This is a genomic window from Gracilibacillus orientalis, from assembly GCF_900114645.1.
Taxonomy (GTDB): Bacteria; Bacillota; Bacilli; order Bacillales; family Amphibacillaceae; genus Gracilibacillus; species Gracilibacillus orientalis.
Genome location: NZ_FOTR01000012.1, coordinates 65,466 through 79,039, shown reverse-complemented (window position 1 = coordinate 79,039; position 13,574 = coordinate 65,466). Strand labels below are relative to the sequence as shown.

Annotated in this window: 11 protein-coding genes and 1 riboswitch; of the genes, 7 read left to right on the top strand and 4 right to left on the bottom strand. The window is 37.2% G+C overall.

Translation table 11 applies throughout. The features are described 5' to 3' along the window. Positions 1 to 14: 14 nt before the first annotated feature. From BM121_RS17960 to BM121_RS17945, 4 genes are all read right to left on the bottom strand, one after another. On the bottom strand, positions 15 to 290 hold the full coding sequence (locus BM121_RS17960; RefSeq protein ID WP_091485281.1) for a YkvA family protein: 276 nt from the start codon (positions 288 to 290) through the stop codon (positions 15 to 17). Between the two features lie 431 nt (positions 291 to 721). Beyond that, positions 722 to 2,554 carry a translational GTPase TypA gene (gene typA, locus BM121_RS17955; RefSeq protein ID WP_091485279.1) on the bottom strand — a complete coding sequence of 611 codons (1,833 nt, stop codon included), beginning with the start codon at positions 2,552 to 2,554 and terminating at the stop codon, positions 722 to 724. 78 nt (positions 2,555 to 2,632) lie between these two features. Continuing rightward, positions 2,633 to 3,988 (bottom strand): sensor histidine kinase, encoded by a 1,356-nt coding sequence (locus BM121_RS17950; RefSeq protein WP_091485277.1) that lies wholly within the window; start codon positions 3,986 to 3,988, stop codon positions 2,633 to 2,635. Continuing rightward, on the bottom strand, positions 3,985 to 4,677 hold the full coding sequence (locus BM121_RS17945; RefSeq protein ID WP_091485275.1) for a response regulator transcription factor: 693 nt from the start codon (positions 4,675 to 4,677) through the stop codon (positions 3,985 to 3,987). Before BM121_RS17945 ends, BM121_RS17950 begins: the two co-directional genes overlap by 4 nt. A 195-nt stretch (positions 4,678 to 4,872) precedes the next feature. Between BM121_RS17945 and BM121_RS17940 the strand changes: the two genes are divergently transcribed. The 7 genes from BM121_RS17940 to BM121_RS17910 all read left to right on the top strand — a co-directional run bounded on the left by BM121_RS17940 (position 4,873) and on the right by BM121_RS17910 (position 13,513). Then, positions 4,873 to 6,102, top strand: a complete 1,230-nt coding sequence (locus tag BM121_RS17940; protein WP_091485274.1) for a S1C family serine protease — start codon at positions 4,873 to 4,875, stop codon at positions 6,100 to 6,102. A gap of 195 nt (positions 6,103 to 6,297) precedes the next feature. Then, entirely contained in the window at positions 6,298 to 7,170 is an 873-nt protein-coding gene (locus BM121_RS17935; protein ID WP_091485272.1) for an NAD(P)-dependent oxidoreductase, read from the top strand. A gap of 86 nt (positions 7,171 to 7,256) precedes the next feature. Further along, positions 7,257 to 7,410: riboswitch (cyclic di-AMP (ydaO/yuaA leader) on the top strand. A gap of 66 nt (positions 7,411 to 7,476) precedes the next feature. Continuing rightward, positions 7,477 to 8,133 (top strand): potassium channel family protein, encoded by a 657-nt coding sequence (locus tag BM121_RS17930; protein ID WP_091485270.1) that lies wholly within the window; start codon positions 7,477 to 7,479, stop codon positions 8,131 to 8,133. A 1,274-nt stretch (positions 8,134 to 9,407) separates the two neighbouring features. Further along, positions 9,408 to 10,976, top strand: a complete 1,569-nt coding sequence (locus tag BM121_RS17925; RefSeq protein WP_175495498.1) for a spore germination protein — start codon at positions 9,408 to 9,410, stop codon at positions 10,974 to 10,976. 16 nt (positions 10,977 to 10,992) lie between these two features. Next, on the top strand, positions 10,993 to 12,111 hold the full coding sequence (locus BM121_RS17920; RefSeq protein WP_175495497.1) for a GerAB/ArcD/ProY family transporter: 1,119 nt from the start codon (positions 10,993 to 10,995) through the stop codon (positions 12,109 to 12,111). A 5-nt stretch (positions 12,112 to 12,116) separates the two neighbouring features. Continuing rightward, a complete protein-coding gene (locus tag BM121_RS17915; protein WP_245780846.1) occupies positions 12,117 to 13,262 on the top strand; it encodes a Ger(x)C family spore germination protein in 1,146 nt (381 codons plus the stop codon). Positions 13,263 to 13,279: 17 nt separating this feature from the next. Beyond that, positions 13,280 to 13,513 carry a hypothetical protein gene (locus BM121_RS17910; RefSeq protein ID WP_091485265.1) on the top strand — a complete coding sequence of 78 codons (234 nt, stop codon included), beginning with the start codon at positions 13,280 to 13,282 and terminating at the stop codon, positions 13,511 to 13,513. Positions 13,514 to 13,574 lie beyond the last annotated feature (61 nt).

Here is a 13,574-nt window from a genome sequence, read left to right as displayed (position 1 = left end):
AGAGTGAGAGTTACTTAACTCTCTATATCGTATTTTTTCCGCAAACGTTCCGGCGCCATCTTGACCATTTGCTGGAGAATTAAAGTCGCGATCATAACGTCATCAAAAATGCCGAGCACTAACAGGTAATCGGGGATTAAATCAAATGGAAAAAGGATATAGCTCACTATAAGAATTATCGATGCCAATTTTGCAGTTACTCTTACTTGGTTGGATAAGAAAAATTCCTTAAAGAAAGGAAAAGATTTACGGAATGTAAATAGAAATTTTAACCTTCTAAAAAAGCGCATAGCACACCCTCTTTTCTCTTTATTCATTATTTAATTATTCCCTGTAATTAGATAAAAAAACTTTTACCTTTGCATAAGATTTTCGTGTGATGTGTGGGAGGGGACATCAGAAAAAACGGGAAAGCCCACCCGGTCCTTTCGTTTATAAACTAGGATAATGTACTCTAACCAAGTTAGAAATGATGAAATGTTTTCATCTGCTACGGCAACCGCTTCGCTGTCCGGAGCTGTGCCCAGCACTCTATACATTTCAAAACACTTTTTATTTATGTCGCTGCTATAAGACAAAACGCTGTTATACCAAGGATTTTATACTTTCTTTAATTATAAATAAGACGTATTTACAAAAATACTGTCCTTCATAATCAAAAAAACCCGTTTTGATAATATTTCACTATCAAAACGGGTTTTTACTTTTTCAATTTAACTGACTATGCATTACTTTTTTTCTTTGATGCTTTTTCACGTTCGTTTTTATTTAGAATCTTCTTACGTAAACGAACGGACTCAGGAGTAACCTCGCAATATTCGTCGTCATTTAAATATTGGATTGCTTCTTCTAATGACATGTCACGAGTTTTGCGAATTGTTGATGTCTGATCCTTATTTGCAGAACGTACATTGGTCAAGTGTTTTTCTTTGGTAATATTAACTGTGAGATCATTCTCGCGGTTATGTTGACCAACAATCATCCCTGCATATACGTCCGTGCCTGGCTCTACAAAAATTACACCGCGGTCTTCCAGGTTCATAATACCATACGTAGATGCTTTTCCGTGTTCCAAGGAAACAAGCACGCCTTCACGACGGCCACCTACTTGGCCTTTGACAAGTGGTGCATACTCTTCAAATGTGTGGTTGATGATACCATAACCGCGTGTTTGTGTCATAAACTCTGTAGCATAACCGATTAAACCACGAGATGGAACTTTAAATTCCATACGAACTTGTCCATTTCCGTGATTCACCATATCCATCATTTCACCTTTACGTGCACCTAGTGACTCCATAACTGGACCTGTATAATCATCCGGTACATCAATTTGGACACGTTCTACTGGTTCACATTGGACACCATCAATTTCTCTAATAATAACTTGTGGTTTGGAAAGCTGTAATTCATAGCCTTCTCGACGCATGTTCTCTACTAAAATAGACAAGTGTAATTCCCCACGTCCAGATACTGTCCATGCATCTGGTGACTCTGTCGGGTCTACACGTAGACTTACATCTGTTTCTAATTGTGACATTAAACGTTCATCGATTTGGCGGGAAGTAATATATTTTCCTTCTCTTCCGACAAAAGGACTGTTATTGACTACGAACTTCATTTGTAATGTCGGTTCATCAATACGCAAAATCGGCAATGCCTCTTGATGTTCAGTCGGACAAACCGTTTCACCTACGTTAATATCTTCCATACCAGCCACCGCAATGATATCTCCTGCTGTTGCTTCTTCGATTTCAATTCGTTTCAAACCGATAAAACCAAATAATTTGGTAACACGTAAATTTTTCACCGAACCATCTGTTTTCATTAGAGATACTTGCTGTCCTACTTTAATCGACCCACGGAACACACGGCCTACACCGATACGTCCTAAGTAGTCATTATAATCAAGCATGGTTATCTGGAATTGTAATGGTTCGTCTGCATTATTAATTGGTGCCGGAATTTTCCCTAAAATAGTTTCAAAAACTGGCTCCATTGTTTCCTGTTGTTCTTCATCTGGAAAGCTAGACGTTCCATTTAATGCCGAAGCATAGACAACAGGGAATTCTAATTGACCATCGTCAGCGCCAAGTTCAATGAATAAATCCAATACTTCATCGATTACTTCATCAGGGCGCGCACTAGGTCTGTCGATTTTGTTTAGTACTACAACCGGCTGCAATTTTTGTTCCAGTGCTTTTTTCAATACAAAACGGGTCTGTGGCATACACCCTTCATAAGCATCAACCACAAGTAATACCCCATCCACCATTTTCATAATACGCTCTACTTCTCCACCGAAGTCAGCGTGTCCTGGTGTATCCAATATATTAATACGAGTATCATTATAATTAATTGCTGTATTTTTCGCTAAAATCGTGATTCCACGTTCTTTTTCAATATCATTGGAATCCATTGCACGTTCTGCCACTTGCTCATTTTCACGAAAAGTTCCCGAGTAACGGAGTAACTGGTCTACTAACGTCGTTTTGCCATGGTCAACATGGGCAATAATCGCAATGTTGCGAAGTTCTTCTCTCAATTGCGTCATTTTATTCTCTCCTCTTAAAGATGCGTTCATCATATTATAACTTATCTAGTATATCATAATAGTCAGTAATTGTTATCATTAATCATTATTTTTTTCAAATTCCGTAAAAATAATCGTAAATCTTGCCCCACCATGTAGAGCATTTTCTGCTTTGATTATTCCACCTGACCGTTCTACAATGGCACGCGCAATCGCTAAACCAAGGCCTGTTTCTCCACTTTCACCTTTCACAAAACGATGGAATAACTTTTTAATTAATTCATCATCAATTCCTTCACCATCGTCCGTAATTTGGATATAAAATTGTTTATTCTCTGTAAATGCTGTAACTTCCACCTGTTTATCCGCGTGTCTAATCGCATTGGTTATAATATTCATAACAGCCTGCAACATTTTTTCTGCATCAAACATTACATGAACATTTTCCACTTGACCTTGTTCCACCTGGATATGTTGTTCATTGGCGATGGCGATTCCTCTTTCCATTACTTGTTCCATAAATATTTTACTATTTACCTTTTCAGATTGATATTTATATGCTTCACTATCTAGTTTGGCGAGTAAAATAATTTCATTGATAATTTTTTTCAGCCGTTTAATTTCCGTTACCATCACTTGCAAACCTCGCCTAGCTTCTTCTCCTTCAAAAATTCCATCACGGATACCTTCTGCATACCCCTGAATGGTCATTAGTGGTGTTTTGAGTTCATGGCTTGCATTTTGAAAAAAGTGGTGTTGTGACTGAATAAAACTATTTAACTCATTAGCCATCTCGACGATACTTTGCTCGACCTCTTTGATCTCACCTGTTGCCTTTACTTCTTCCATCTCATCAAATTTACGTTTTTCTATTTTCTTTAATTGATGTTTTAATTTTGTTAATGGTGTGACAAGCTTGGCAGTCAAATAATGACTAAGTAAAACTGCCACTGCAATTCCAATTAAGAAAATGAGAATCAATCGATTAATCAAGCTCTTCTGTACTTCCTGCAGATCATCTAACGGTGTGAGTAACACCATGTGTTGAGTGGCCAACGGGGACACAATCGGAATAATCGATACTACATAAGTATCATCTTTTCCCTGCCATAATGGCTGAGTCTTACTGTCAAGATCGTATTCCTGTATCCATGATTCAATCGTGCTCATATTAGGAATAGAGGAAAAAACAACCCTTTCACTGCCTTCATCGTACGCAAAAACTTGCAAATTATATTCCTCTAATAATTGCAAAAACCGTTGGACGTTTGCTGTATTATTGAGATCTTCGGACAATACAAAGTTTACGATTAATTCCCCTTTGTCTTCTAACTGACGCTGCTCGTCCTTAATTAACATCTGTAGCATCTGTGAGTAAATCATAATCCCAGTAACTGTCATGATAACCACTAGTAATGTTGTAAAAGCAATCGTTAATTGATACTGTAACTTCATTTTTGATCCTCATCATATTCTAGACGGTATCCATATCCCCACACTGTTTCAATCGGTAAACTATCCAATTTTTTCCGTAACCTTTTCACTAAATCATCCACTGCCCGATCACTCCCAAAATAATCATCACCCCAAACCAATGTGAGTAATTCCTCTCTTGAAAAAGCTCGCTTCGGTTTTTGAGCAAAGATCTCTAACATCTCAAATTCTTTGGAAGTCACGTCAATCTCTTGTTTTTTCCAATATACAATCCGCGCTGCTTTATCGATCTCCAATTCTCCCAGTTCAATGACAGCCGTTGTATCAGTTTGATCGATTGGACGAGCTTCTGCTCTTTTAAACAAACGCTTGACTCTCGCCACTAATTCTCGCGGGCTGAACGGCTTCGTTAAATAATCATCACTACCAAGTTCTAAACCGAGAATTTTATCTACTTCTTCATCTTTGGCCGATATGATAATAATCGGTACTTCACTTACTTGCCGAATTTTCTTGCATAACTCATAACCATCCATACCTGGTAACATAATATCGAGAATCCACATTTCTGGTTGCCCACTCTGAGCTCGTTGCCAAGCATCTTCGGCATTCTCCAAAAGTGTTACCTGAAATCCATCTTTTATTAAATAGGCTTTCACTATATCTCTAATATTTGCGTCATCTTCTACAATATAGATTTGCTGATTCATATTACTCACCTCTCCCATTATACCCCAGTTTACTTGCTCTTATTTTCGCACACTTACGTTAAAAAATTAAGCAACGAGCAATAAATTCTTACTTTTACACATTTTTTATACAATTATCCCATTAATGTGCCGTATATAGCGGATATGATTATTGTATAAGATACATTAATATTCCTGGGGAAAGGGTGAATATAAATGAGTGAAGAATTCAATCAAGAAAAAACACCTGAACAAGGTAAAAAGGTCAAAAAAGAGAAAAATACATTAGCTATGTTAATGAGCGGTGTTGCAGGTGGTGTAATTGTAGCACTGTTTACTGGCGGAATTTTCATTAACATGATGAATGATGAACAAGCTACTACTGCTGAAGATAGCCAGCAGAAGGAGCAAGCAGAACAAACAACAACAGAAGAAGTTCTTCCAACAGCTAATCTTACCAATCAATCCTCCAATTCGATTGGCAGTGCAGTAGAAAAGGTATCTGATGCAGTAGTTGGTGTCTCCAACATTCAACAAATAAGTCTTTGGGAAGAATCAGACGCAGCTGGTACAGGTTCAGGTGTGATTTATAAGAAAGATGACGAATACGCTTACGTCGCAACGAATAATCACGTAGTAGAAGGAGCCCAAGAGCTAGAAGTAATTCTTACAAATGGGGAGCATGTGGAAGCTAATGTATTAGGTACAGATGCATTAACCGATTTAGCAGTACTTCGCATTCCTAATGATCAAGTGGAAACTGTAGCAGAACTAGGCTCTTCTGACAAGCTGACTGTAGGTGACACCGCGATTGCGATTGGTAACCCACTTGGTCAAGATTTTGCCGGTTCTGTAACACAAGGTATTATCAGTGGTTTGGATCGTGCAGTTGATATCGACTTAAACAATGACAGTCAGCCAGATTGGACTACCAATGTTATTCAAACCGATGCAGCAATAAATCCTGGTAACAGTGGTGGTGCCTTAATCAACACCAACGGGAAAGTGATTGGTATTAACTCCATGAAAATTGCCCAGTCTCAAGTAGAGGGAATTGGTTTTGCGATTCCAATCGATGATGCCAAACCAGTCATTGATCAATTGGAAACAGGTAATGAAGTTGTTCGTCCGTTTATCGGTATCAGTGCTATCGACTTGTCTACCGTACCTCAACGCCATATTCAAGAAACATTGCAATTAGATGAAAGTGTAGAACAAGGTGTTGTTATTGCACAGGTTGAGCCAAAATCACCAGCAGAAGAAGCCGGATTAAAACAATATGATGTCGTGACTAAAGTTAATGATAAAAATATCGAATCCATGTTAGACCTTAAAAAATATCTTTATAATGAAACAGAAGTTGGTGAAGAAGTAACGATATCCTTCTATCGTGAAGGTAACCTACAAACTGCAACATTAGCTTTAAGTAATCAAAATACTAAGTAATGCAATATGAAAACCTCAAGCTTTTGCTTGGGGTTTTCTTTATATTGGAAACAGCCTATAACGGGTATCCCCTCGTATCACAACCAAAGTTAGGTACCTTCTTCTCAAGTATTTTCATATCCGTAAATGCATTATCTTTAGTGGGATTGTCTGCTGATTTTTGGTAAAGTAAAAGAAAAAAAGGAGGAGTATAAAATGACAAATACAATTGGCTTTATCGGTACTGGTGTAATGGGGAAAAGCATGGTCAAACATTTAATGAATGCTGGACATAAAATTCATCTTTTTACAAGAACGAAATCAAAGGCACAAGAACTTTTGGACCTTGGGGCAATTTGGGAAGAGTCAGTTGCTTCTCTAACAAAAAATGTGGACGTAATTATTTCGATCGTCGGGTATCCGCATGATGTTAAAGCTATTTACCTCGGTGAAAATGGGATTATTTCAAATGCACAACCAGGAACCTTTTTAATAGATATGACTACTTCTGATCCTGTTCTAGCTGAAACGATTTTTAAAGCAGCAGAGGAAAAAGGAGTACACAGTCTTGATGCACCTGTCTCCGGTGGTGATGTCGGTGCTAAAAATGGAAAACTTACCATTATGGTTGGCGGTCAGCAAAAGGCTTTCGAATCAATGCGCCCAATCCTTGAAAAAATGGGTGAAAATATTGTCTTGCAAGGACCTGCAGGGGCAGGACAGCATACAAAAATGGCGAATCAAATTACGATCGCCTCAAATATGATTGGTGTATCAGAAGCAATTATGTATGCCAAAAAAGCTGGCCTTGATCCGGTCCGCGTCCTAAAAAGCATCTCCACTGGTGCTGCTGGCAGTTGGTCCCTCTCCAACCTGGCACCTCGGATGATCAAAGGGGACAGTGATCCAGGTTTTTATATGAAGCATTTTATTAAAGATATGAAAATCGCATTAGCAAATGCTCAACAAATGGGACTACAAACACCCGGACTGACATTATCTTTAGAGTTATATGAAGAATTGGCCGAAAAAGGATTGGAAGATCGTGGTACACAAGCTCTGATCAACTGGTTTGAGGATGATTTGTAATACTTCCATCGTTCATAAATCTTCACAAAATTCCTATTGACTATCTGCATCGACAGGAGTAATGTGAAATTATCAATTTTATAAACCTACCTTTTAAGCTTAATCATGCAATATGAGCGGGGGAACCACTTTTGATAAATCATGTTTATCTTGGGGTGAATCTTAACATACTTAGTTAAGAAGGGATACTCTCATTCCCTAATCCGACAGCTAACCTCGTATGCATTTGTGAGAAAAGGGTTAATGAAACCATTGACCATTCTTATTAAGAGTGGTCTTTTTTTGTTGAGAAAGGAAGAGATGATAATGAAAAAGCAGTATGCAGTATTTGGTTTAGGTCAATTTGGTGGAAGTTTGGTTAAATCGTTTGTTGAATTAGGTGAAGATGTATTGGCAATTGATACTAATCCAAGCAAAGTAAAAGAATATTCAAAAATTGCAACACATGCTGTTCAGGCAAACGGAGTGGATGAAGATTCTTTGAAAGAAATAGGTATAAGAAATTTTGACCATGCTTTTGTCTCTTTCGGAGAAAATATTGAATCTAGTATATTAACATCATTATTATTAAAGGACCATGGAGTCCCAAGAGTATGGTCGAAAGCACAAAATGAATATCATCATAAAGTATTAAGTAAGATTGGAGTCGACAGGGTTATCCATCCAGAACGGGAAATGGCAAAACGTATCGCCCATCATACAGTATCTGATAACATTATTGATTATGTAGAACTATCTGAAGAGTATAGTATGGTGGAAATTGTCGCCACAAACAAATTATATGATAAGTCATTAACAGAATTAAATGTGAGAGGAAAATACGGATGTACGATTGTAGGTATTCAAAGAGATAAACAGATGATCATTAGTCCAGTTGCTGACGAAAGGGTATTAAAAAATGATATTTTAATTGTGATGGGACATAATTCCGCTATTCACCGTTTTGAAAAAGAAGGAGTATAAGCCTTATATTAAGTATCACGAAGAAGAACATTACCATATTGTTTTAGGTTTCCTGTATTTGGAATTGTGGTATTATCAATGGGTATTACTGATTCATAACTGTGGTAGGAAAACTCAGACCACTTACGCTAGATATTCTGACTGGATAAAAAATATGAATCAGGGAAACCATAACTTATTAGTGCAAAATCTTAGTATTTACGCGTTTTGAATTGTTTCAGCAGTATTGTTAATGCTATAAAAACATGATAGAATATTGTCTTGCAAGATTATAAAAGTACAAACCAACCTAAAAACATTTATATCTTGCAAATATCTTTTGGGGATTAAATAGGCAAAAATAGCAACTACACGAAATTTGAATTACAATGATTCCGCCATATATAAAAGTAAAGCATCAAATAAAAACTATTAATAAATATACTGTTTGTTAGCAAAATGTTAGCATTTTGTTAGCAACTACATGATGTATGAATGTAAGGTAGCCTTGGGCTACCTTATTTGTTTAATTCATCAAAATCATTAAACGCAAATTAATGTATAAGAAAGAATGTTTATGGGGCTAATTTGGAGCTAAAAATGATACGTGGGTAAGATAACTTTTTGGGATAACAGTAGCACCTACTTATTCGGTAGGTGTTTTGTCATATGCTCCATGTCTAATCAGATGCATTCTTTTACGCAGATAGTGCTTCATAGGGTGCAAATCTCTGTTGGTCAAGTTCTCCACCGCATCCTCATAGTAAATGAAAGTTTGACCATTATCTCTGTCTAATATATGTATCGAACTTTGTTGCATTTCTTCCTCATATACAGTATGGATTTTAAAACGGTCTTTCTTTTAGCTATCAAGCATTGCTCTCCCTCCTTTTAATCTTATATCCTATAAATTCGACATAAATAGTGAATATCCTCCCACTTCATTTACAGTTTGCATAAACTTAACAAAAAAGAAAGAAGCACATTCATGTTCCTCTTGAACGTCTTATAATATAAGCAGATAAAGTGTTATCAATCTTAAAATTTCTTCATATTCTTAGACATCAATAACAATAATTATTTTATCTAATTATATTAATCAGCCATTGACATGATAGCATTTTATGAACATTTCTTGTTTTAAGATTTTTTGTATCTATTTTTATCTATCATTAATTTCTGAACCCCAGTACATATATGGAGGTATCTCCAACATTGGTATATTTTTGATTGATAAGGAGATACTACGTATATTGGAAATGAACATGGATTATACCCCTATACCATGAGAAAGTGTGAGCCAAGTGTTTAATCGAAGAAAGATAAAGTTCAACCAAAAAAATAAACAACAGCAGGATGATAAACTAAATTCAAATCCTCTTTATCCTAACTTGGACCAAAACCTAGAAGTGTTACATTCTCTTTATAAAGATTGCTCAGATGTGGTTTTCCGTTCATTTGTAATTGCTGACCAGACAAAGGCTCAATTAATTTATATAAAAGGCATGTCAAATATTGAAGAAGTGGATAGTAATGTACTAACTCCGCTTATGCAAAAAGCTGATCAGAATTCCATTAATCCTAAAGTCTTGATTGAACAGAGACTGTCTGTTGCGGAGGTAACAAGGATTGAATCTTTTGATGCTTGTATCGATCAGTTATCCATTGGTAATCCGATTTTGTTATTGGAAGGTGATCAACAGGGATTTGCATTGGGATTATCTAAATGGGAGAAACGAGCGGTTGAAGAACCAACTGGTGAGTTGGTTGTTAGAGGACCTCGTGAAGGATTTATTGAGAGTGCAGAGGTAAATACCTCTTTGCTGCGAAGAAAGATCAAAAGTCCCCAACTAAAAATGAAAACGTTAAAAGTGGGACGTTATACTCAAACTACGATTATGATAACTTATATTGAAGATCTATCGGATGAAACGTTGATTGAAGAAATTAGTCAACGTATAAAACGAATTGATATTGATGGAATATTAGAATCCGGGTATATAGAAGAATTAATTCAAGACAATTCTTACTCTCCTTTTCCGCAAGTACTTGTTACGGAACGGCCTGATACAGCAGTTTCTAATTTGCTTGAGGGGCGTGTGGTTATTATTGTAGATGGTACACCTTTTGTTTTGGTTGCTCCAACGACGTTCTATTCCTTATTTCAATCTGGAGAAGATTATTATCATCATTTTATGATAGCCACGGCAACTCGCTGGTTGCGCTTTTTATTTTTATTCATTTCTCTTCTGTTACCTTCTTTATATATCGCTATTATTACCTATCACCAAGAGATGGTGCCAACTACATTGTTGCTTACAATGGCGGATTCACGTGAGGCAGTTCCTTTTCCAGCTCTAGTTGAAGCTTTAATTATGGAGATTACGTTTGAAGGATTGCGGGAAGCAGGACTTAGACTTCCTAAACAAGTAGGGGCTGCCGTTAGTATTGTAGGAGCATTAGTTATTGGTCAAGCAGCTGTGGATGCTGGCTTAGTTTCAGATCATATGGTCATGGTCGTTGCCCTTACCGGTATCGCTTCCTTTACCATTCCACGTTACAATATTGCAATCCCTTTTAGGATGTTACGTTTTCCAATCATGTTACTTGCAGGGACGTTCGGACTGGTAGGCATCATGATGGGACTCTTGGCTATTTTGACACATATGAGCACATTACGTTCCTTCGGTGTACCTTACCTTTCCCCAATGGCACCGATGAAAGGAAGGGATATGAAAGATACTTTAATGCGAGCGCCTTTATGGAAATTAAATACGCGTCCCCATTTAACGGGAGAATATAATAAATATCGGCAAGATTCCGATCAGAAACCTTCTCCCGACAAGGGAAGTGAGGGAGAGTAAAGTAGAGGTGAGATAAATGATTGAAAAAGGAAAAATATCTGCCTTACAGATGGGCATTATGATGTATCACGCTATTATAGCAACGGGGATTCTTTTTATTCCAAGTACAGTTTATGAAGCTGCCAAGCAGGATATTTGGATCTCACCAATTTGGGCTTGTCCTTTAGGTTTGTTAAGTGTATATATCGCATATAAGTTACACAAGCTTTATCCCAATCATACAATTATACAATACAGCGAACATATTCTAGGTACCTTTTTAGGTAAGGTGCTTGGATTAGTCTTGTTGTTATTGCTATATACTTCTGTTAGTGTGATGATCTGGCAATATGGAGAATTCGTTGTTAGTGAATTTCTTCCACACACCCCGAAGTTCGTGATAATAGGAATGATGGTTCTATTGTGCGCATTTGCTGTACATGGTGGACTTGAGGTTATAGGAAGACTTGCTGAAATGGTTGTTCCAGTTTTTTTCTTACTTTTTTTAATCATCATCATTCTACTCCTTCCAGATATAGAAATAAAGCGAATGCTGCCAGTGATGGAAAACGGGATGATGCCTTCCGTAAAAGGTTCAGTGGCGTTATACACATGGTTCGCTCAATTCGGAATCATTTATTTTTTTCTCCCATTTTTAACAAATCGTGAAAAAGGGATGAAATCAGGGATGTTTTCGGTATTAGTTGTTACGTTAACGTTGATGTTTACCAATATCATCGTTATTTTGGTCTTTGGTAGTGTAACTGAGAATTTTAATGCCCCACTCATGAGCGCTACGAGATATATTAGTATAGCTGAATTTTTGTCTCATCTTGAAGCACTTGTTATGGCGATTTGGCTTGCGGGAACATTTATCAAAATCTGCGTGTTTTATTATGCAGTGGTGTTGGGAACTGCCCAATGGCTCAATCTTTCAAACTATCGCTCGCTTGTATTACCAGTTGGTTTTTTGATTGGGGTGTTTGCAATGCAGGCATTCCTTAATTCAGCAGAGGCGGCCGAACATTTTCGTCTAGTCTCTCAAGGATTAATGGATACTTTAGTGTATGGAACAATGATTCCAATGTTTCTCTTCTTTGTAGCCTACATACGAAAACTGAGAATTTTTAAGCAGAGAGGGGAGAGAGAACGGTGAGATGTATGAAAGTAATTGGTTTGATTGGTATCATCTTGTTTTTGCTCACTGGTTGTTGGGATCGAAAGGAAACCAATGATCTTTGGATTGTAACTGGAGTCGGGTTGGATCAACCAAAAGACGGAGAAGTAGAAGTAACAGTTGAAATACCCTCCCCTAGTGGTAATGAAGGAGGCGGAACAGGAGGAGAAGGCAATCAGGCGGGAGGAAATGAAACGATTCTTCAAACGGGAAAAGGAGTATCTATCCCCAAGGCCATTGAGGATCTTGAAACAAAACTTCCGCGGGAAATTCTTTGGAGTCATACGGAAGCGATAGTGATCAATAAGGAGTTAGCTGAGACAGGAATTCGTGAAGAATTAGATTTCTTTATCCGTCATCCCGAACCGCGTTTGAGAAGTTACGTGTTTATTAGCGAAGGGAGTGCGAAAGAAATCATGGCATTACTTCCTCCAATGGAAAGAAGCTCGTCCGAGGTACTAATAGAATTAGCTAAATCTGAAGTATTGATGAAGGTGACGCTATTCGATTTACTGGAAATGCTGAAAGGGGAATCAGGTGCTTCCATTCTTCCTATGATTGATAAATTGCCTCCTGAAGAAGGGAAGCAACCATTAGAAACGATTGCGTATATTAATCGTTCAGCTATTTTAAAACAAGGGAGAATGATCGGAACGATTAATGACCGGTTAACTAGAGGAGTGCTCTGGTTTAGGAATGAGATCAAAGAATCTACCGTTACTGTAAAACCTGAAGAAGCAGATGGACTTATTTCGATGAATTTAATGAAAGGAAGGACAAACTTGATTCCAAAAATAGACGGCAACCAATTAAAAATGACGGTTAAGGTAGAAACGGTAGACGATGTCATTCAGAATAAGACAAAGTGGGACTTGAAAAAAATGAAAAAACATAAAATGTTGGAAAAAGAGTTAGCACAAAAGATTGAAATGCGTCTAACTGACACGCTAGAAATGGTCCAAAAAGAGATGGAAGTAGATATACTAGATTTTGCAGAAGAATTCCGACGAAAACACCCTGATAAATGGAAGGGAATAAAAGCAGATTGGAAAGAAATATTTCCTACTGTAAAAGTGATCTTTGATATTGAGGCAAGCGTTTTAAGAACAGGGCAAGGAAATGTACCTTAATGTAAGAGGTGAAGAATATGAAAGGGGTCTATATAGTCAGTATAACAGCAGTAGTAATGTGGATGTTTATCTATCAATGGCCTAAAATAGAATCAACCAAGGTAAAGGAAAAAATTGCATTTGCAACCCTAACAATAATAGGTTGGGTAGTATCCATTATTTACATTATTTTCCCAAATGCGACTTCGCCGGCAAAAATCGTTGATTTCATTTTAATACAATTAAAAAATATCATCTTAGCCCTTTTTTAGTTAACAAGTTATTGGAATTACTTTAATCCGGCTATTCGGAAGAAAGTGCTCGTTATATTGG

Bases quoted from the DNA above. Each gene is read 5' to 3' on its own strand.
- BM121_RS17935 (WP_091485272.1), top strand. From the start codon at position 6,298: ATGACAAATACAATTGGCTTTATCGGTACTGGTGTAATGGGGAAAAGC.
- BM121_RS17940 (WP_091485274.1), top strand. From the start codon at position 4,873: ATGAGTGAAGAATTCAATCAAGAAAAAACACCTGAACAAGGTAAAAAG.
- BM121_RS17915 (WP_245780846.1), top strand. From the start codon at position 12,117: ATGAAAGTAATTGGTTTGATTGGTATCATCTTGTTTTTGCTCACTGGT.
- BM121_RS17910 (WP_091485265.1), top strand. From the start codon at position 13,280: ATGAAAGGGGTCTATATAGTCAGTATAACAGCAGTAGTAATGTGGATG.
- BM121_RS17950 (WP_091485277.1), bottom strand. From the start codon at position 3,988: ATGAAGTTACAGTATCAATTAACGATTGCTTTTACAACATTACTAGTG.
- BM121_RS17930 (WP_091485270.1), top strand. From the start codon at position 7,477: ATGAAAAAGCAGTATGCAGTATTTGGTTTAGGTCAATTTGGTGGAAGT.
- BM121_RS17960 (WP_091485281.1), bottom strand. From the start codon at position 290: ATGCGCTTTTTTAGAAGGTTAAAATTTCTATTTACATTCCGTAAATCT.
- BM121_RS17945 (WP_091485275.1), bottom strand. From the start codon at position 4,677: ATGAATCAGCAAATCTATATTGTAGAAGATGACGCAAATATTAGAGAT.
- BM121_RS17920 (WP_175495497.1), top strand. From the start codon at position 10,993: ATGATTGAAAAAGGAAAAATATCTGCCTTACAGATGGGCATTATGATG.
- typA (WP_091485279.1), bottom strand. From the start codon at position 2,554: ATGACGCAATTGAGAGAAGAACTTCGCAACATTGCGATTATTGCCCAT.